This is a genomic window from Brachybacterium phenoliresistens (genome assembly GCF_039530785.1).
Lineage (GTDB): Bacteria > Actinomycetota > Actinomycetes > Actinomycetales > Dermabacteraceae > Brachybacterium > Brachybacterium phenoliresistens.
Genome location: NZ_BAAAOW010000002.1, coordinates 132,851 through 151,837, shown reverse-complemented (window position 1 = coordinate 151,837; position 18,987 = coordinate 132,851). Strand labels below are relative to the sequence as shown.

Sequence of the window (18,987 nt, the reverse complement as noted above, 5' to 3'; positions counted from 1 at the left end):
CTCAGGCGCTCTGCTCGCGGCGCCCCGCGGACGGGGACTCGCGGGTGACCATCAGCGGGGCCCGGCCCTCGCGCACCACACCCTCGGTGATGACGACCTTGGCGATGTCCTCGCGCGAGGGGACCTCGAACATGACCGGCTGCAGGGTGTCCTCGAGGATGGCCCGCAGCCCGCGCGCGCCGGTGCCGCGATCGATCGCGCGGTCGGCGATCGCCTCGAGGGCGCTGCGCTCGAAGTCGAGCTCGACGCCGTCCAGCGCGAACATCTTCTGGTACTGCTTGACCAGCGCGTTGCGCGGCTCGGTGAGGATCTGGATGAGCGCGGGGCGGTCGAGGTTCACGACGTTGGTCAGCACGGGGAGGCGGCCGATGAACTCGGGGATCAGCCCGAACTTGAGCAGGTCCTCGGGGACCAGCTCGGAGTAGATCTCGGCCTGCTCGAGGGGGGTGTGCAGCTCCGCGCCGAAGCCGATGCCGCGCTTGCCGATCCGCGAGCCGATGATGTCCTCGATGCCCGCGAAGGCGCCGGCCACGATGAACAGGACGTTCGTCGTGTCGATCTGGATGAACTCCTGGTGCGGATGCTTGCGCCCGCCCTGCGGAGGGACCGCGGCGACCGTCCCCTCGAGGATCTTCAGCAGCGCCTGCTGCACGCCCTCGCCGGAGACGTCGCGGGTGATCGACGGGTTCTCCGCCTTGCGGCCGATCTTGTCGACCTCGTCGATGTAGATGATGCCGCGCTCGGCCTTCTTGACGTCGTAGTCCGCGGCCTGCAGCAGCTTGAGCAGGATGTTCTCGACGTCCTCGCCGACATACCCGGCCTCGGTCAGGGCGGTGGCATCGGCCATGGCGAAGGGCACGTCCAGCAGGCGGGCCAGGGTCTGGGCGAGGTAGGTCTTGCCGCAGCCGGTGGGCCCCACGATCATCACGTTGGACTTGGAGACCTCGACGTCCTCCACGGAGGCGACGGCCTCCGCGACCTCGGCGGAGCGGGACGCCGAGGAGCCGCGGGAGGCGGGGGCGGCGGCGACGGGGCCGCGCTCGGCCTCCTCGCGCGCCCGCACGCGCTTGTAATGGTTGTAGACGGCCACCGAGAGCGCCCGCTTGGCGGCGTCCTGACCGATCACGTACTGCTCGAGGTGCTCGTAGATCTCCTGCGGGCGGGGCAGCTCGACCTGCTCGTCCTCCGTGGACTGGGCCGCCTGGTTCTCCTCCGCGATGATCTCGTTGCACAGCTCGATGCATTCCTCGCAGATGAACACACCGGGGCCGGAGATCAGCCGTTCGACCTGCTTCTGCGACTTGCCGCAGAAGGAGCACTTGAACACGTCGGAACCGTCGTTCGTGCGCGCCATGACCATCCTTCGTCGTCGTGCGGGTGCGGGCCGGGCGACCGGCGGCCGCACCGTTCACGGTACCCCGAGCCGGTCCGCCGATGGGGGACCCTCGCCGTGGTCCGGACCGGAACCGGGCCTGCGCCGGACCGATGAGCATCGGCCGCGGCGCAGGCCCGTCCCGGCAGGAGCGCAGGGCGGCGGCGGCCCGGGGTCCCGGACCGCCGCCGACCGGCGGATCAGCCGTTCAGCTGGGGACGGACGCCCTTGCGGGAATCGAGCACCTGGTCGACCAGCCCGTAGTCCAGCGCGGCGCTCGCGGTGAGGATCTTGTCGCGCTCGATGTCGCGGCTGATCTCCTCCTTGCTGCGGCTGGTGTGGAAGGCGAGCGTGCTCTCGAGCCAGTCGCGCATGCGCATGATCTCGTTGGCCTGGATCTCGATGTCCGAGGCCTGGCCGCCGCCCTGGCCGCCCATGGCGGGCTGGTGGATGAGGATGCGGGCGTTGGGCAGCGCCAGGCGCTTGCCCGGGGTGCCGGCCGCGAGCAGCACGGCGGCGGCGGAGGCCGCCTGGCCCAGGCACACCGTGGTGATGTCCGGCTTGATGTACTGCATCGTGTCGTAGATGGCGGTCAGCGCCGTGAAGGAGCCGCCGGGGCTGTTGATGTACAGCGTGATGTCGCGGTCGGGGTCCTGGGACTCGAGCACGAGCAGCTGGGCCATCACATCGTCGGCCGAGGCGTCGTCCACCTGGACGCCCAGGAAGATGATGCGGTCCTCGAACAGCTTGGTGTAGGGGTCCTGGCGCTTGAAGCCGTAGGCGGTGCGCTCCTCGTACTGCGGGAGCACGTAGCGGGCCGACGGGGCGATGGCGCGGTCGGCCATGCCGTATCCGGCGGCGAAGCGGGGGTCGAAGGTCATGGAAGGTCTCCTCAGGTCTGCTTCGTGCTCAGTTGCCGGATGCGTCGTCGCCGGACCCGGCGCTGCCGGACGGCCCGTCCTCGGTGCCGCCGCCGCCGGTGACGTCGTGGGCGGTGTCGACGATCTTGTCGATGAAGCCGTACTCGAGGGCCTCCTGCGCGGTGAACCAGTTGTCGCGGTCCGAGTCCGCGGTGATCTGCTCGACGCTCTTGCCCGTCTGCTCCGCGATCAGGCTCGCCAGCTGGCGCTTCATGGAGAGGATCAGGTCCGCCTGGATCTTGATCTCGCTGGCGGTGCCGCCCAGGCCGCCCAGCGGCTGGTGCATGAGCACCCGCGCGTTGGCGGTGGCGTAGCGCTTGCCCTTGGTGCCCGAGGACAGCAGGAACTGGCCCATCGAGGCGGCCATGCCCATCGCCACGGTCACGACGTCCGGCTGGATGTACTGCATCGTGTCGTAGATGGCCATGCCTGCGGTGATGGAGCCGCCGGGGCTGTTGATGTAGAGGTAGATGTCCTTCTCGGGGTCCTCGGCCGCGAGCAGCAGCATCTTCGCGCAGATGGCGTTGGCGTTGTCGTCGCGGACCTCCGACCCGAGCCAGATGATGCGCTCCTTGAGCAGGCGCTGGTAGACGTTGTCGTCGAGGCCCATCGGCGTGTCGCCGGAGGCGCTGCGAGGCTGCGAGGTCATGGATCACTCCTCAGTGAAGGTGTCTCGATGCCTCGACTCTAGGGGGTCGGCGCACCGCACCGGTGCCCTGTTCGCCGCAGGCGCACACCGCGGCGCCCCCATCGGCGGGCCTGGGGCGTGACCCAGGTCACCCGAAAGGGTCGAGGTGACGTGAAGCCTCTCCGCCGTTGGGTAAGGGATTGCCCGACGCGGTCAAGACAGGGTCAAGATCCCTGCCGTCTCTGTTCAGGACCATTGGCCGTCCCCACCCCTCCCCCTAGCGTTGTCGAGCGTAAGCCGGTGCCGCACAGGACCAGATGGCCGCGCCGCAGACCCCCTGGACACAGATCGTGAAGAGGTGCCGCCGTTCGTCTCGGCGGACGGTATGGAAGGAATCCGAACATGGCCAAGCACAACTCCCACCGCGCTCCCGGTCGGCCCGTGAACGGGGCCGCGCGCCTCGCCTACAAGGGCATCGGCGGCGCGGCGATGCTGGGCACCGTGGTCGTCGGCTCCGCCTTCGCCGCGCAGGGCGCCTCCGCCGCCCCGGCGGCCCCCGCCGCTCCCGCGGACGTCACCGCCGTGACCCCGGCCGCCCCCGTGACCCCGGTCGCGACGGCCTCCCTCTCCTCCGGCAGCACCCTGTACCAGGGCTCGCGCGGCGAGCGCGTCGAGGACCTGCAGCAGCTGCTCAACGACCACGGCGCCGGCCTCGCGGTCGACGGCAAGTTCGGCCCCCGCACCCACGCCGCCGTCGTCGACTACCAGCGCGACAACGGCCTGCAGGTCGACGGCCGGGTCGGCCCCCAGACCCGCGCCTCCCTCAACGGCGGCTCCTCGGACTCCGGCTCCACCTCGAGCTCCAGCTCCTCCTCGAGCACCTCCGGCTCCTCGATCGTGAACATCGCCCGCCAGTACATCGGCGTGGACTACAGCTACGCCGGCAGCTCCCCCAGCGGCTTCGACTGCTCGGGCCTGACCAGCTACGTCTACTCCAAGGTCGGCATCGACCTGCCGCGCACCTCCAGCGCCCAGGCCGCGGGCGGCACCCGCATCTCGAAGTCCGAGGCGCGCCCCGGCGACCTCGTGGTGTGGTCCGGGCACGTGGGCATCTACGCCGGCGACAACAAGGTCGTCGACGCGGGCTCCTCCAAGGGCTCCGTCTCCGAGCGCACCATCTGGGGCAGCCCCTCCTTCGTGACCTACCGCTGATCGGTCGCCGCCCCGGCGCAGCACCGCCAGCACGACGCGCAGGGCGTCCCTCCTCCGGGAGGGGCGCCCTTCGTGCGTCCCGCCCTCGGAGCCCCGCACACCGCCGAGGCGGCCGCCCATGGTGCGGCCCGCCGTGCCCCGGCCGCCCGCGCTCCCGCACCCGTGCTCCCGCACCTGCGGTCCCGCACCCGTGCTCTCGCACCTGCGGTCCCGCGTTCCCGCGCTCCCGACCCGGCCGACCATGCAGAACGGCGCGGCGACCCGGGGGTCGCCGCGCCGTCGCGCGGAGGGTTCTCGGGGCGAGGCCCGGGAACGGCTCGAGGGATCAGGCCTCGGGGGTCTCCTCGGCCGGGGCGTCCTCGGACGCCGCAGCCGTCTTCTTGGCCGCTGCCTTCTTGGCGGGGGCCTTCTTCGCCGGAGCCTTCTTGGCGGGCGACTTCTTGGCCGGAGCCTTCTTGGCGGCCGGCTTCTCCTCGGCGACCTCGGCGGTCTCCGCCTCGGCCTCGGGGGCCTCATCGGCCGAGGGAGCCTCGGACGCGGCGTCCTCGTCCTCGGACTCCTCGGACGCGGTCGTCAGGCCGAGGTCGAGGACCTCGCCGTCGGTGTTCTTGACGGTGACGTCGGCGAGCGCGACCTCGAGGGCCTTGGAGCGCTGCACCTCGCCGAAGATCTGCTCGATCTGGCCGGACTGCGCGAGCATCTGGATGAACTGGTTGGGCTCGACGCCGTACTGCGCGGAGAGCTGGCTCAGGTAGCTCATGAGGTCGTCCTGGCCGACCTGGACCTCGCGGGTCTCGTTCAGGGCGTCGAGCACGAACTGCGCGCGGATCGCCTTGGTGGTGTCCTCGCGGATCTCCTCGCCGTGGGGATCGCCGGGCTCCTTGCCCTCGTTCTCCAGGTGGGAGTTGACCTCGTCCTCGATGAGGGACTCGGGCACCGGCACGTCGAGCTCCTCGAGGAGCTTCTCGAGCAGGGCGTTGCGGGCGAGGGAGACGCGGTTGCCCGCGGCGTCCTTCTCGGCCTGGGCGCGCAGATCGGCCTTGAGCTCGTCGATGGTGTCGAACTCGGAGGCGAGCTCGGCGAACTCGTCGTCGGCCTCGGGCAGCTCGCGGACCTTCACGGACTGCGGCGTGACGGTGACGTCGGCCTCCTCGCCCTGGTGCTCGCCGCCGGCGAGCTTCGAGACGAAGGTGGTGGTCTCGCCGGCGGAGAGGCCGATGAGCGCCTCGTCGAGGCCCTCGAGCATGTTGCCCTCGCCGATGCGGTAGGAGACGCCCTCGACGGACTCGATCTCCTCCTCGCCGATGACGGCCTTCATGTCCAGGGACACGAAGTCGCCGTCCTCGGCCGGACGGTCCACGCCCACGAGGGTGCCGAAGCGCTCGCGGAGCTGGTCGAGACGGACCTGCACGGCGTCGTCGTCGACCGCGGGCTCCTCGATCTCGACGGTGTAGTCGGTGAAATCGGGGAGGCTGATCTTGGGGCGCACGTCCTGCTCGACGACGAAGACGAGGTTGCCGTCCTCGGAGCCGTCCAGGCCGGGAACCTCGGTGACCTCGACCTCGGGGCGGCCGGCGGGCTTGATCTCGGCCTCGGCGGCGGCCTGCTGGTAGAAGGTCGGCAGCGAGTCGTTGACCGCCTCCTGCAGGATCGCCGGGCGGCCGAAGCGCTGCTCGACGACAGCGGCGGGGATCTTGCCCTTGCGGAAGCCCGGGATCTGCACCTGGCCTGCGATCTTCTTGGTGGCAGCCTCGATGGCCGGCTTCAGCTCGTCGAAGGGGACCTCGACGTTGAGCTTGACGCGGGTCGGGCTGAGCTTCTCGACAGCGGTCTTCACTGGCAAGTCTCCTGAGTGACGTTGATTGTCGGATGGTCAGTTGTCGCGAGGGGGGAGACGGGCACGCGGTCCCGGTCGCGAGTCGGGGTGACAGGATTTGAACCTGCGACTTCCCGCTCCCAAAGCGGGTGCTCTACCAAACTGAGCTACACCCCGTAGGGCAACCCACCAGAGCTTACCCGCACCGGCTCGGGGGCACGCAGGACAGTCCGCCCCGTGTGACAGGCACCATGTCCATCGGCGCCGCGCGGAGGTGCCTTCCCGCCGATGATCTGGTTGAATGGTCGCTGGCGTCCTCGCCGCGAGAAGTCCCGCCCGTGGGGCATCGACCGGTCCGAAGCGCCCGCGCGGATGTAGCTCAATGGTAGAGCCTCAGTCTTCCAAACTGATTACGCGGGTTCGATTCCCGTCATCCGCTCTGCGAACGCCCTGGTCACAGGGCGTTTTTCGCATCCAGCCCCGACTTCCAGGATGTCTTCCGTGACCTCGCAGAGCACCGCCGCCCCGCGCACCCCGTATTCCGTCGATCCGCAGATCCTCGAGGTGGTCCGCGAGGCCGCCGCGCAGGTCCGGGAGGTGAGCGGGCAGCGGATCGGCGACATGGTCGAGCGCGCCCTGCTGCGCACCCTCACCGACACCATCACCCTCGGCGAGGACGGCAGCGCCTTCGTGATCACCGGTGACATCCCGGCGATGTGGCTGCGCGACTCGACCACCCAGCTCACCCCGTACCTGCGCCTGCTGGAGGGCTGCGCGCCGCTGGCCGACCTGGTCGCCGCGGTGGTGCGCCGCCAGTTCGCGTGCCTGTCCCACGACACCTACGCGAACGCCTTCAACGACGGGCCCACCGGCGGGCACCACGAGCCGCGGGACCTGTGCACCGACCCGCACGTGTGGGAGCAGAAGTACGAGATCGACTCCCTCGCCTACCCGGTGGTCCTGGCCCATGGGATCTGGCGCGCCACGGGCCGCACCGACGTGCTCGAGGGCCCCGTGCACGAGGTGCTGGCCCGGATCGTCGCGCAGCTGCGCCGGGAGCAGCGGCACGAGGACTCCTCCTACCGCTTCGTGCGCCCCTCCCCGCTGCCCACCGAGTCCCTCACCCGCGAGGGCCGGGGCACGCCGACGGCCTTCACCGGCATGACCTGGAGCGGCTTCCGGCCCTCGGACGACGCCTGCACCTTCCACTACAACATCCCCGGCAACCTCCTGGCCGCGCAGGCGCTGCGCGGGATCGCGGAGATCGCCGAGGAGGCCCTGGCCGATGCCGCCCTGGCGGCCGATGCCCGCGCCCTCTCGCAGGAGCTGGTCGACGGCGTCGCGCAGCACGGCGTGGTCGGGGGCCCGGCCGGGGAGCGGATCTACGCCTACGAGGTCGACGGCCTGGGCGGCACGCTGCTGATGGACGACGCCAACACGCCCTCGCTGCTGGCGCTGCCCCTGTTCGCGCCCGACGTGATGGATGCACCGGTGTGGGAGGCCACGCGCCGCTTCATCCTCAGCCCGGCGAACCCGTTCTACGTCGAGGGCACCGTCGCCTCGGGCGTCGGCAGCCCGCACACCCTGCCCGGCTACGTCTGGCCGATCGCCCTGGCGATCGAGGCGCTCACCGGGGCGCCCGAGGAGCGGCCGCGCACGCTCGAGCTGATCGCCGCGACCGATGCCGGCACCGGCAACATCCACGAGTCCTTCCACGCCTCGGACCCCACGAAGTTCTCCCGCCCCTGGTTCTCGTGGGCGGACTCGATGTTCTGCGAGCTCGCGCTGCAGGTCGTCGAGGACGCGCAGGCCGCCCGCCGCTGATCCGCGCCCCGGTCGCCCGTATCGAGGGTGACCGGCCACCCTGTCCGAATCCCGCTGGTGCCGGAGGCCGCAGCGGGGTTCACTGGTGCCATGCACCCGATGACCGATGACGAACGCTACGCCGCGATCCGCAGCCGCGACACGCGGTTCGACGGCATGTTCTTCACCTGCGTCCGGTCGACGGGGATCTTCTGCCGCCCCTCCTGTCCTGCGCGCACCCCGCAGCGCACCGGGGTGGAGTTCGCGCCCTCCGCCGCGGCCGCGGTCGCGGCCGGCTATCGCGCCTGCAAGCGGTGCGGGCCGATGGCCCCGCCCGGCAGCCCCGACGACGACCCCGCCGGGAGCCTCGCCGAGCGCGCCCTGCGCCTCATCGACGAGGGGGCGCTGGACGACGGGGGCAGCGTCCCCGCCCTCGCCGCGCGCCTGGCGGTCTCGGAGCGGACCCTGCACCGCGCCCTGGTGCGCCGCACCGGCGCCGGAGCCCTGGCCCACGCCCGGATCCGACGGGCGCGCCGCGCCCACGACCTGGTCGCCGGCTCGCAGCTCCCGCTCGCGCAGATCGCCCATGCCGCGGGGTTCGGCAGCGAACGGCAGTTCCACGAGACGTTCACGCAGATCTTCGGGCACGCCCCGTCGGTGGTGCGCGAGCGCGCCGTCCCCCGGCGCCGCGGCGCCGGTCGCCCCGGGGCCGCCCCCGAGGGGGCCGGGCCGGCAGCCGCCGGCCCCGAGGACGCCGGCCATGGCGCCGACGGGAGCGCCGCCGTGCTCACCGCGCGCCTGGCGGTGCGGCGCCCCTTCGACGGCGCCGGACTCGCGGCGTGGTTCGCGGTGCGCGCCGTGCCGGGGGTCGAGGAGGTCGTCGGCACCGTCTGGACCCGCGCGGTCCGCCTGGCCCACGGCCCGGGCGTGCTCCAGGTCGACCTCGGCGCCGAGGACGGGCCGCTGACGCTGGTGCTGCGCCTGGCGGACCTGCGCGACTACTCCGCGGCCATCGGCCTGGTGCGCCGCCTGCTGGACCTGGACGCGGATCCGCACGGGATCGATGCCGGTCTCGTGGCCGCCCAGCCCGTGCTCGCCGACCTGGTGGCCCGCCGCCCGGGCCTGCGGATCCCGGGCACCCCGAGCCTGTCCGAGGCGCTGCTGTGGGCGATCGTCGGCCAGCAGATCACCACCGTGCAGGCCCGCGACCAGATCACCCGCGCCACCGACCTCCGCGAGGAGCCGCTGCCGGAGCATCTGCGCACCGGCGGCGTGCACCGCCTGCCCCTGCGCCCGCGCGAGGCCGCCGCGACGGCGGAGCAGTGGTACCGCGGCCCCGGCGCCCGGCGTGCCGCCCTCATCGGCGCGCTGCAGGCGGACCTCGATCCCGCGGCGGAGGTGAGCGCGGTGCGCGCGCAGCTCCTGGCGCTGCGCGGCGTCGGCCCGTGGACCGCGGACTACGCGCTGCTGCGCGGGGTGCGGGCGATCGATGTCGCTCCCGCCCGCGACGTCGCCCTGCTCGCCGCGGCCCGCGATCTGGGCCTGGCCGAGGACCACCCCTCCCTCACCGCGCTCCTGGACGCCGCCTCCCCCTGGCGGTCCTACGCGACCCTGCACCTGTGGCACCACCAGGCCGGGCTCCCCGCCCGGTCGCCCCGACGGAAGGACACCGCATCATGAGCCCCCACACCCACCCCGCGACGCCCGTCGCCCCCGGGACGGGCCCCGCCCGGCACCTGCGGGTCCCGACGGCCCTGGGCACCTACCTCATCGCCGCGGAGGGCGATGCCGTCACCGGCGTGTGGCGCGAAGAGCAGGCGCACTTCCCGGCGGCCCCGCGCCTGGGCTCCCCCGCGGCGCCCGAGGACGCGCTCCTGTGCCGGGCCCGCGACCAGCTGCTGGCCTACGTCGCCGGCGAGCGCGAGCGCTTCGACCTGCCCATGGCGCCCCGCGGCACCGCCTTCCAGCACCTGGTGTGGGAGCAGCTGCGCGCCATCGAGCGCGGCAGCACCACCACCTACGGCACCATCGCCCGCGCCATCGGCCGCCCGCGCGCGGCGCAGGCGGTGGGCCGGGCGGTGGGCACCAACCCGATCTCGATCATGGTGCCGTGCCATCGGGTGCTCGCCTCGGACGGATCCCTGACCGGCTATGCGGGCGGCGTGGAGACCAAGCGCGCGCTGCTGGCCCTGGAGGGCGTGCTCCCGCAGTGACGGGGCGCCCCGTCCCCGGGGCGGCGGCGCCCGCACGCGGATCCGCGGCGTGATCCTGGCCGCGACCGGCCGCTGCGGCCTCGGCCTGACCGTGCACGGCGGGCCGTGCGTGCCACCATATGGGGATGACCGCGCCCGAGCCGTTCCGCTTCCCCGTCGCCGCCCGCTACGCCGGGATGGAGTCCTCCCCGCTCAAGGACATCTTCGCGCTCGCCGCACGGCCCGATGTGGTGTCCTTCGCGGGCGGGATCCCGGATCCGGCGCTGTTCGAGCTCGAGGACGTCCGCGCCGCCTACGACTGGGTGCTCACCCATCAGGGCGCACGCTCCCTCCAGTACGGCGTGAGCGAGGGCGAGCCGGAGCTGCGCGAGCAGGCGGCCCGCCGGGTCTCGCGGCACCTGCCGACCTCGGCCGGGCAGATCCGCATCACCTCCGGCTCGCAGGAGGGGCTGTTCGTCGCCGCGCAGGCGATGCTCGAGCCCGGTGACGTCGTCCTCGTCGAATCGCCGACGTACCTCGCGGCCGTGCAGGCCTTCGCGGTGCACGGCGCGCGCATGATCGGGGTAGAGACCGACGACCACGGGGTGATCCCCGAGGCCCTGGAGCGATCGATCCGCGAGCATCACCCGAAGTTCGTCTACCTCATCCCCACCTTCCAGAACCCGACCGGCCGGACGATGGGGACGGACCGTCGCCGCGAGGTCGCCGAGGTGCTGCTGCGCACCGGCACGGCGCTCGTGGAGGACGACCCGTACGGCGAGCTCAGCTTCACCGGCACCACCTTCCCGCCGATCGCGTCCCTGCCGGGCATGTCCGAGCGGACCCTGCTCATGAACTCGATGAGCAAGCTGATGAGCCCGGGGGTCCGCATCGGCTGGATCCGCGCGGAGGGCCGCGTGCTGGACACCCTCGCCGTGGCGAAGGCTGCGATCTCCATGCAGTCCTCCGTGGTGGACCAGCTCACCGTGGCCCGGTACCTCGAGGTGTGCGACCTCGACGCGCACGTCGCGCGGGTCAGCGCCGTGTACCGCACCCGGCGCGACGCCCTGTCCGCGGCGCTGACCCCGCTGCTGCCCCCGGGCGCGCACGTCACCCTGCCCGACGGCGGCATGTTCCTGTGGGCCGCCCTGGGCGAGGGCTACGACGCCCAGGCCATGCTGGCCGACGCCGTGGCGGCCGGGGTCGCCTACCTGCCCGGCTGGTCCTTCTACGCCGACAACCCCGACCGCTCCACCATGCGGCTGAGCTTCGTGACGCACGCCCCCGAGGTGATCGGGAGCGCCGTCGCCCGGCTCGGCGAGGTCATCGCCGCCCACGGCGCCCGCTGACCCCCGCCGCGGCGCGGCGCGGCCGGCTCCGGGCCGCCGTCTCCTACTCTCGGACGATGGACCTCCGCAGCGCCGCCGACCTCGCCATCTCCCTCGCCCGCCGCGCCGGGGACCTCGCCGTCGCCGAGCGGGAGACGGCCCGCGTGCGCAGCAAGGGGGACGGGGCGGACCTGGTCACCCACGTCGACCATGCGGCAGAGCGCCTGATCGCCGCCGGCATCGCCGAGCGCTATCCCGAGCACGGGATCCTCGGCGAGGAGGAGGGCGAGCAGGGCGCGGGCGCCGATGCGCCGCTGCGCTGGCTCATCGACCCGCTGGACGGCACCAACAACTACGTGCTGGGGCTGGACGTGTACGGCGTGTGCATCACCCTGTGCGACCGGGAGGGGCCGCTGGTCGCGGTGGTGCACGACTCGCCGCGCCGCCGCACGTGCTGGGCGATCCGCGGCGAGGGCGCCTACCTGTCCGTCGGCGCATCGGGCCCGCGGCGTCTGCGCCTGGACGCGGCGGATCCCCTCGCGCACACCACGGTCTCCTTCACGCAGGGCTACGCGGTCGGCCACGACGACGCCCGCCGCAACGCGATCTTCGGGGCCCTGGAGCGCTCGGCCAAGCGGGTCCTGCGCACGTGGGCGCCGTCGGCGGACTGGGTCCTGCTGGCCACCGGCCGGCTCGGCGCGCTGCTGGCCTACCGCAACGAGATCTGGGACCTCCTGGGCGGCATCCTCATCGCCGAGGAGGCGGGGGCCGATGTCCTGCGCGATCGCACCGGCGAGCTGGTCCTGGTGGGGCACCCGGGCACGGTGCAGGAGCTGCGCGGGCTCGTCGGCCCGGACGGGCTCATCGGCCTGGACGGCTGAGACGCCCGGGGCATCAGCCGAGGTGGTGGAAGGCCCGCCAGCCGAAGACCCCGGCGGCGGCGACGTTGCGGGGCGAGTCGTCGAGGAAGGCGACCTCGGCCGGGGCGAGGCGGGCCCCGGCGAGCTCCTCGAGCCGCCGATGCGCGGCGGCGTAGGCCTCCGGCTCGGGCTTGGCGTGACCGGTCTCGTGGGAGCTGAGCAGGTGGCGGCCGTCCTCGGAGACGACATCGGCCAGCCCCAGGGCGCCCACCTCCTCGCGCACCCGGTCGGTCCCGTTGGTCAGCACCATCACCGTCGCCCCGGCGGATCGGGCCTCGCGCAGGAGGCGGCGCACCGACGGATCGACGACGGCGGGAGCATCGGCCCATCGCGCCACGGCCGCGGCGGCGGCGCCGGGCTCCGCGCCCGCCGTGCGGAGATCGTCCCGGGCCCGCTCGCGCCACTGCGCATGCGTGGCCCGGCCGCGCACCACCTCGTGCAGGACGGGGCTGCCGAGGATCGCGCCGAAGGCGGTGCCGGGCGGGGTGCCCAGGCGGGCGTCGAGCTCGTCCCACAGCTGCGGGTCGAACACGCGCAGCACCCCGTCGAGGTCGCTGACCACCGCGCGGACGGTCCCGGAGCGGAGGAGGGCGGAGATGGCGGCGAGGGAGGAGGTCACCTGTGCGAGGGTAGGCGGCGAGCCTGCACGCCGCCCGGGCGCGGCACGGCCGGCAGGGCCACCCGGTCGCGGCACGGGCCGCCAGGCGACAGCGGAAGGACATCATGGACACCACGACGGCGATCCGGACCTGGCGCAGCGCCGGCGAGAGCGGCGACCATCGGGCGGCGCTGGCCGTGCTCGCGAAGGACGTCGAGCTGATCTCCCCGATCACCGAGCGCTTCGCCTTCCGCGGCCGCGACCAGGTCGAGGTCGTGCTGGCCTCCGTGTTCTCCGTGGTCAGCGGCTTCCGCTATGTCACCGAGATCTCCGAGGGCCGCGAGACGCTGCTCATCGCGAGGGCTCGCGTGCGCGGCGTGGACCTGCAGGAGTTCCAGCATCTCGAGCTGGACGAGGACGGCCTGATCCACAGGATCACCCTGGCCATGCGCCCCCTGAGGGCGATCACGGCCCTCGCCCGCGAGCTCGGCCCGGTGCTGGCCCGCGCCGAGGGCCGCCCGGGCGGGGCCCGGCGCCTGCAGCTCGCCGGCGCCCTCCTCGACCGGATCACCGCGACCGGCGACCGGCGCCTGATCCCGCTGGCCGCCCCGGCCCCGGCCTCCTCCCCGGCTCCGGCCCCCGGCTCGCACCTGATCCCCGGCCCGCACCCGGCCTCCGCGCCGCGCCCGGCCGAGGACCTCGACGAGATCTGGGACCTGGTGGACCGCGCCGGAGCGTCGCTGGGCCGGACGCACCGTCGCGGGGATCCGCTCCCGGCCGGGAGCTTCCACCAGGTGGCCTGCGTCGTCGCAGCCCGGGCGGACGGGACCGTGCTGCTCACCCGTCGCTCCGCCGCGAAGGAGGGCTGGCCCTCGATGTGGGAGCTTCCCGGCGGCAGCGTCCTGGCCGGGGAGACGGCCGTGCAGGGCGCGCGCCGGGAGCTGTCCGAGGAGACCGGCCTGGAGGTCGGGACCGGGCAGCTGGAGCTGATCGGCCGGCACACCGAGCAGAACGCGCACGTGGACCTGTTCCTCGCCCGCGTCGCCGCGGATGCGGACGTGAGGATCGATCCGGTCGAGGTCGCCGAGGCCGCCTGGGCGAGCCCGGACCGCGTGCGCGAGCTGCTGGAGGCCGGCAAGATGGCCGGTCCGTGGACGGGGCGCCTCGCCCGGCTGTGGCCGGCGGTGCTCGCCGCCCTCCCCCGCCCGAACCGCTGACGGGGACGCGCTCAGCGTCCCTCGGCGGGCGGCGCCTCCCAGAACAGGGTCACGCGGAAGCCCTCCCGGCGACGGACCCGCGCCCCGGGGAGGATGCGGCGCGCCGTGCGGCGCAGCTCGGTGATCCCCGTGGCGGGATCCCGCACCGGCATCTGCGGGTCCCCGCCCCCGCCGCGGGCCGGACGGGGATGCTTGATCAGGCCGATCACCGGGTTGCTCAGCGCCCCGGCCACGTCCCAGGCGTGGTCCGCCGCGGTCTCGGGGCGCACCAGCGCGGCCACGAGCAGGCGCCCGCCGGGCCGCAGCAGGGCGCGCACCTGCGTCAGCGCCTCCTCCAGGTCCATGTGGTGCAGGCTCGCGACCATCGTGACGACGTCGTAGCGCTCCCGGGAGGGGTCGAGCTCGTCCAGCCGCAGCGACCGGATCCGCACCCGGCCGATGGGCGCGAAGCGCTCCGCGGCCGCGGCCGCCATCGTCGGATCCGGGTCGATCCCGTCGACCTCGGGGACGCGTCCGCGCAGCGCCGCCACGAGGTCCCCGCGCCCGCAGCCGACGTCCAGGGCGCGCTGGGCCCGGGGCGGGAGGCTGCGCAGGATCCAGCCGTGGAAGTGGTGGTTGTGGTCCCAGGGATGGCGAGCGTTCAGGGCCCCCAGGGCGCGCCCTGCCGTGCGGATCAGCGGGTTCGGGGTGGTCCGCAGGTCGAAGGGCTCCGCAGCGCCGGCGGGCGTGGTCATGGGGTGGCCTCCCTGATCCGATGGGCGAGCTCGAGCGTCAGCAGCACGAGGACGGCGAGCGCGGCGAGCACGCTCCCCCAGGGTGCCACGGTGTTCGCGAGGACGACCAGCACCGCCGCCCCGAGGGCCCGCAGCAGCGCGTCGCCCTGCCACAGCAGCATCGGGATCACCGAGGCGTCGCCCATCGCGGTGGGCATCGGCGCCGCGAGGCGCAGCGGCATCGGCCCCTTGGCGGCGTCCCGCGCACGGCCGAGGACCGTCACCGCCGTCAGCAGCAGGACCGGGAGCAGGCCTCCCGCATCGGCCCCGGCCAGGATCGCCGCCCCGCCGCCGGCGGCGCCCGCCAGCAGCAGGGCCAGCAGCGGCGCCGTCAGGTGCAGCGCGAGCTGCGCCCGCACGCCCTGGCCCAGCAGCGGCGGGGCGCCGAGCGTGGCGACCGCATGCCGGAGCCCGTCGGTGACCGCGCTCGAGGCGGCCCAGGCGAGCGCCGCGGCGGTCAGCACGCCCAGCCATCCCCGCACGCCCGGCAGCGCGGCCGAGGCGAGCAGCAGCGCGGCGGCGGCCGTGCTCGTGAGCATCCCGGTGACCAGGCGGGCGGGCGTGCGCAGCAGGGCCACGAGATCGCGGCGCAGGTAGAGCAGCACGAGGGTCAGGGGTCCGGCGGGGACCGGCTCGACGGCGCGCAGCCGCCGCCCCGCCCGCGGCGGCATCCGGAACGCTCCGCTGCCGGCCGCCAGGTCCCCGGTCAGGGCGCTGGTGGTGGCGGCGCTCCAGCGCGCGGCCTGCTCGGCGAGGACCCGTCCGTGCAGCTGGTCCAGCGCCGTCAGGCACAGCACCACCGTGGATGCGCCCGCGAGCACCAGCGCGAAGGCCCAGGCGGCGGCCTCCGGCGCCGTGGTGGCCGGGTCCAGGACCGCACCGATCCCCCAGGGGGTCGCGGTCGCCGCGGCGCAGCCGGCGGCGGCCGCGAACGCCGCCGCCAGCTGCGGGCCGCCGAGGATCCGCCGGCGCGGCCTGCCGGGCTCGGGGACGGCGGGGGCGAGGACCTCGCCGAGCATCCACGGGCCGATGACCACGAGGCCCGCGCCCAGGCAGGCGAGGGACAGCAGCAGCGCGTCCCCGGCCGAGCCGATCCCGGCGACCGCCCGGGCGCCGCCGATCACCGCCCCCGCCGTCGCGCCGGTCCCGGCGAGCAGGGCCGCGCAGCGCAGCAGCGGCCATCGCAGCGCGATGTGCCGGGGCATGGCCGAGGCGGCGATCGTCGCGGTGAAGAACGGGCTGAGCACCACCGGACCGCGCAGCCCGCCGGCGAGCGCGGCGCCCGCGCAGGCCAGCAGCCAGAGCGTCGTGAGCAGCTGCGGGGCGCGCGGTGCGGCGATCAGCGGCAGCAGCTCGGGCCCGGCCAGCGCCTGCATCACGGCGCGCGCGGGCACGTACCCGAGGATCAGCACGCTCATCACCACGAGGTAGACGAGGTAGGCCTTCTCGCCCGCGCCCCGGGTGCCGCGGCGGGCTCCCCAGGCCTCCTGCACGGCGGCCAGGGTGCTGCGGCCGTCGGCCCGCTCCCACAGGTCGGCGTGCGCGCCCGGACCCGAGGACCGGGGAGCGCTCACGCCGCGGCCTCGAGGTGCACGCGCTCCTGGGCGAGGGCGTCGACGAGGACGGGGCTGTGGCTGGCCAGCACGATCGCGGCGCCCTCCTCGCGCCGGGCGGCGAGCACATCGATCACGAGGCCGAGGCGCTCGGGGTCCAGGCGCTGCTCCGGCTCGTCCAGCAGGAGCACGTCGAAGGGGCGCGAGAGCGTCATCGCGATCCCCACCAGCTGCGCCTGCCCGCTCGAGAGCTCGTGCGGGTACCTCCGGGCCAGGGGCTCCAGCGCCAGCGACGCCAGCAGCGCCCGGCCGTGCGCCCGTGCCGCGTCCGCGCGGGCGCCCCAGGTGGCGGCGACGAACCGCAGGTTCTCCTCCACCGTGAGGTCCCGCGCCGTCTGCGGCGGGCCGATCAGCGCCGCCAGGCTGCGCCGGAAGCGCCGGTCGCGGTCATCGGGGACCCGCCCCATCACCGAGACGCTGCCGACGGTCGGCGCGACCATCCCCGCGAGCACCCGCAGGAGCGTCGTCTTCCCGGCGCCGTTGCGTCCGGTCAGCGCGAGGGCGCGGCCCGGCGCCACGCCGCCGCTGGCCCCGTCGAGCATGAGCACGTCGTCCCGCAGCACGGCGACATCGGCGAAGGACACGGCGGGGGCGGCAGGACGCGGGGGCACCCGAGGATTCCATCGGACCGCGCAGGGGCGGCGCAAGCGACCTCCGTCGGATCCTGCCCCGACGACCGGGGACGGTCAGGAGCGCGCGGACGGTTCCGTCTCGTCCCCGACCTCGCTCACGTCGACCATCCAGGACACCCCGAAGCGGTCGACGACGGCGCCGTAGTGGTCCCCCCACATCTGCTTCTCCAGCTCCGTGGTGACCGTGCCGCCCTCGGCCAGCTTCTCGAAGGCCACGGTGAGCTCCTCGAGGGCGTCGACGCCCCGGCCCATGAACGCGAGGCTCACGCTGTCGCCGTAGCGGACCGGGGCCATCCCCTCGACCTCGTCGGAGGCGAACAGCGAGAAGCGCTGGGTGATCAGCGAGGCGTGCATGATCCTGTCCGCGGCATCGGACCCCTCCGGCACGGCGCGGTAGTCGCCGAAGGTCGTGAACGTCAGCTCGCCGCCGAAGATGCTGCGATAGAACTCGAGCGCCTCACGGGCGGTGCCGGGAAAGCTGACATAGGCGTGCAGGGCGTAGGACATGGGAGTCTCCCTCCGACGGTGCGAGCGCGGCGCGCCCGGTCCACGGCGCCATCGTAGGGGCCGGGGCGCGGGACCGGCAGGCCGTCGGGACCATCGGCCGGGGCCTCAGCGCCGGCGGGTCCCGCCGGCCGGCGTGATCGTCGGCAGGACCCTCGCCAGCCAGCCCGCGCCGGCCAGGCACAGCACGCCGCTGGCGGCGCCCGCCGCGGCGACCGGCGCGACCAGGGTGATGGCCGTGACCATCAGCGGCGCCACCAGGCGTCCCGCCCCAAGCAGGGTGTTCCACCAGGCCAGGTAGCGGGTGCGGCCGTGCACCGGGGAGGTGTCGATGCCCAGGGTCATCACGATCCCCGAGCCCAGGCCGTTGCCGACGGCGATGAGGATGCTGGGCAGCAGCAGGGCCAGCATCGCCGAGCCCCTGCCCGCGTCCCCGATCGTCACCGCGAGGACCGACAGCAGCACGAAGCCCAGCCCCATGAGCACGGAGCACGGCACCGCCACCGCGACCCGGCCGAAGCGGTCCATGAGCACGCCGGCCGGGACGACCAGGGCGATCTCGATCACCGCCGTCGCCCCGAAGATCACGGAGATCGTCGTCGCGTCCAGGTGCAGGGCCGCGCCGATCAGGGGGACGATCACCGGCCGGTTGACGCGGCCCATCATCACCGGGGCGATGCCGATCCCGACCATCACCATGCGTCGCAGCACGGCCCGGTCCAGGCGGGTCCGGGCCGGGGTCCGGTCCCGGCGCGGCAGGTCCCCGGTGCGCGAGAGCGCGGCCGCGCGGTCCTCCCCGGGGATCATGAACACGGCCACCGACGCGGTGGCCAGCGCGGTCATCACCGCGAACAGCCCGAACACCCAGCTCTCGTGCCCGACGGCCATGACCAGCGCGCCCAGCAGCGGCCCGACGACCTGGCCGATGCGCAGCATGCCGCCGTACAGGGTCATCCCGCGGGCGCGCATCGACACCGGCAGCGCGGTGCCGAGGTACGACTGCCGGCCCAGCGCCCACACCTGCCCGGCCCCCGCCATCACCACGAGCAGGACGATCAGGGCGGCCCGATGCACCGGTCCCGGCTCCCCCGACATGCCGGCGCCGATGACGACCAGGGCCATGAGGTTGGCCAGGACCAGCAGGATCCCGGCGAGGACGATGGCCCGCCGCCCGCCCACGCGGCCCATCAGGCGGCCTGCGGGGATCGGGCCGAGCACCGAGGCGAGGCCGAAGATCACCGTGAGGGCCGCCGCCTGCGACACGTCGAAGCCGAGCTGGAGCGCGATCAGCGGCACGACCGGGAGGAGGGCGGTCTCCCCCGCGGACTCGAGGACGGTGGGGATGTACACCGAGGGGGCCAGGCCCCGCAGGACCTGCGCCGTGCTGCGCCCGCCGGAGGCACCGGAGGGCGTGCTCCCCGGTCCGCGCTCCGGGGGCTCGGACGGGGGTGTGGTCACT

At 74.2% G+C, this 18,987-nt stretch carries 17 protein-coding genes and 2 tRNA genes; 8 read left to right on the top strand and 11 right to left on the bottom strand.

Annotation, left to right across the window (positions count from 1 at the left end):
• Position 1: 1 nt before the first annotated feature.
• The 3 genes from clpX to ABD234_RS05010 form a co-directional block, all read right to left on the bottom strand.
• Positions 2-1,354 (bottom strand): ATP-dependent Clp protease ATP-binding subunit ClpX, encoded by a 1,353-nt coding sequence (gene clpX, locus ABD234_RS05020; RefSeq protein ID WP_038372377.1) that lies wholly within the window; start codon positions 1,352-1,354, stop codon positions 2-4.
• A 218-nt stretch (positions 1,355-1,572) separates the two neighbouring features.
• Positions 1,573-2,253: an ATP-dependent Clp protease proteolytic subunit gene (locus tag ABD234_RS05015; protein WP_038372376.1), complete on the bottom strand. Its 681-nt coding sequence runs from the start codon at positions 2,251-2,253 to the stop codon at positions 1,573-1,575.
• Positions 2,254-2,281: 28 nt separating this feature from the next.
• Entirely contained in the window at positions 2,282-2,941 is a 660-nt protein-coding gene (locus ABD234_RS05010; protein ID WP_051486820.1) for an ATP-dependent Clp protease proteolytic subunit, read from the bottom strand.
• A 381-nt stretch (positions 2,942-3,322) separates the two neighbouring features.
• Between ABD234_RS05010 and ABD234_RS05005 the strand changes: the two genes are divergently transcribed.
• Positions 3,323-4,132 (top strand): C40 family peptidase, encoded by an 810-nt coding sequence (locus ABD234_RS05005; protein WP_344354390.1) that lies wholly within the window; start codon positions 3,323-3,325, stop codon positions 4,130-4,132.
• A 325-nt stretch (positions 4,133-4,457) separates the two neighbouring features.
• Here the strand turns inward: ABD234_RS05005 and tig are convergent, their stop codons facing one another.
• Both tig and ABD234_RS04995 read right to left on the bottom strand, forming a co-directional pair.
• The gene (tig, locus tag ABD234_RS05000; RefSeq protein WP_344354388.1) at positions 4,458-5,969 is read right to left on the bottom strand and encodes a trigger factor; all 1,512 of its coding nucleotides are present in this window, start codon (positions 5,967-5,969) and stop codon (positions 4,458-4,460) included.
• An 82-nt stretch (positions 5,970-6,051) separates the two neighbouring features.
• Positions 6,052-6,125, bottom strand: a tRNA-Pro gene (locus ABD234_RS04995).
• 191 nt (positions 6,126-6,316) lie between these two features.
• On the opposite strand from ABD234_RS04995, the gene ABD234_RS04990 reads away from it, so the two are divergent.
• The 6 genes from ABD234_RS04990 to ABD234_RS04965 all read left to right on the top strand — a co-directional run bounded on the left by ABD234_RS04990 (position 6,317) and on the right by ABD234_RS04965 (position 12,152).
• Positions 6,317-6,387, top strand: a tRNA-Gly gene (locus ABD234_RS04990).
• A 62-nt stretch (positions 6,388-6,449) separates the two neighbouring features.
• Complete coding sequence (locus ABD234_RS04985; protein WP_232226312.1) at positions 6,450-7,772, top strand: glycoside hydrolase family 125 protein; 1,323 nt, start codon at positions 6,450-6,452, stop codon at positions 7,770-7,772.
• Positions 7,773-7,871: 99 nt separating this feature from the next.
• Positions 7,872-9,431, top strand: coding sequence for an AlkA N-terminal domain-containing protein (locus tag ABD234_RS04980; protein WP_232226311.1), 1,560 nt, complete (start codon positions 7,872-7,874; stop codon positions 9,429-9,431).
• Positions 9,428-9,964 carry a methylated-DNA--[protein]-cysteine S-methyltransferase gene (locus tag ABD234_RS04975; protein ID WP_038372370.1) on the top strand — a complete coding sequence of 179 codons (537 nt, stop codon included), beginning with the start codon at positions 9,428-9,430 and terminating at the stop codon, positions 9,962-9,964. The genes ABD234_RS04980 and ABD234_RS04975 overlap by 4 nt, the downstream gene beginning before the upstream one ends.
• Before the next feature lie 125 nt (positions 9,965-10,089).
• A complete protein-coding gene (locus ABD234_RS04970) occupies positions 10,090-11,292 on the top strand; it encodes an aminotransferase-like domain-containing protein (RefSeq protein ID WP_038372369.1) in 1,203 nt (400 codons plus the stop codon).
• 56 nt (positions 11,293-11,348) lie between these two features.
• Positions 11,349-12,152: an inositol monophosphatase family protein gene (locus tag ABD234_RS04965; RefSeq protein ID WP_051486819.1), complete on the top strand. Its 804-nt coding sequence runs from the start codon at positions 11,349-11,351 to the stop codon at positions 12,150-12,152.
• Positions 12,153-12,165: 13 nt separating this feature from the next.
• Here ABD234_RS04965 and ABD234_RS04960 read toward each other — a convergent pair whose 3' ends face one another.
• Positions 12,166-12,810 (bottom strand): HAD-IA family hydrolase, encoded by a 645-nt coding sequence (locus ABD234_RS04960; RefSeq protein ID WP_038372368.1) that lies wholly within the window; start codon positions 12,808-12,810, stop codon positions 12,166-12,168.
• Between the two features lie 104 nt (positions 12,811-12,914).
• On the opposite strand from ABD234_RS04960, the gene ABD234_RS04955 reads away from it, so the two are divergent.
• Positions 12,915-14,006 (top strand): NUDIX hydrolase, encoded by a 1,092-nt coding sequence (locus ABD234_RS04955; protein WP_051486818.1) that lies wholly within the window; start codon positions 12,915-12,917, stop codon positions 14,004-14,006.
• A gap of 11 nt (positions 14,007-14,017) precedes the next feature.
• On the opposite strand, the gene ABD234_RS04950 is transcribed toward ABD234_RS04955, so the two are convergent.
• From ABD234_RS04950 to ABD234_RS04930, 5 genes are all read right to left on the bottom strand, one after another.
• The gene (locus tag ABD234_RS04950; protein ID WP_051486817.1) at positions 14,018-14,740 is read right to left on the bottom strand and encodes a class I SAM-dependent methyltransferase; all 723 of its coding nucleotides are present in this window, start codon (positions 14,738-14,740) and stop codon (positions 14,018-14,020) included.
• On the bottom strand, positions 14,737-16,353 hold the full coding sequence (locus ABD234_RS04945) for a hypothetical protein (protein ID WP_051486816.1): 1,617 nt from the start codon (positions 16,351-16,353) through the stop codon (positions 14,737-14,739). Before ABD234_RS04945 ends, ABD234_RS04950 begins: the two co-directional genes overlap by 4 nt.
• Positions 16,350-17,003 carry an ABC transporter ATP-binding protein gene (locus ABD234_RS04940; protein WP_038372367.1) on the bottom strand — a complete coding sequence of 218 codons (654 nt, stop codon included), beginning with the start codon at positions 17,001-17,003 and terminating at the stop codon, positions 16,350-16,352. The genes ABD234_RS04945 and ABD234_RS04940 overlap by 4 nt, the downstream gene beginning before the upstream one ends.
• 75 nt (positions 17,004-17,078) lie before the next feature.
• Entirely contained in the window at positions 17,079-17,531 is a 453-nt protein-coding gene (locus tag ABD234_RS04935; RefSeq protein ID WP_038372366.1) for a VOC family protein, read from the bottom strand.
• A gap of 105 nt (positions 17,532-17,636) precedes the next feature.
• Positions 17,637-18,986 (bottom strand): MFS transporter, encoded by a 1,350-nt coding sequence (locus tag ABD234_RS04930; protein WP_232226310.1) that lies wholly within the window; start codon positions 18,984-18,986, stop codon positions 17,637-17,639.
• Position 18,987 lies beyond the last annotated feature (1 nt).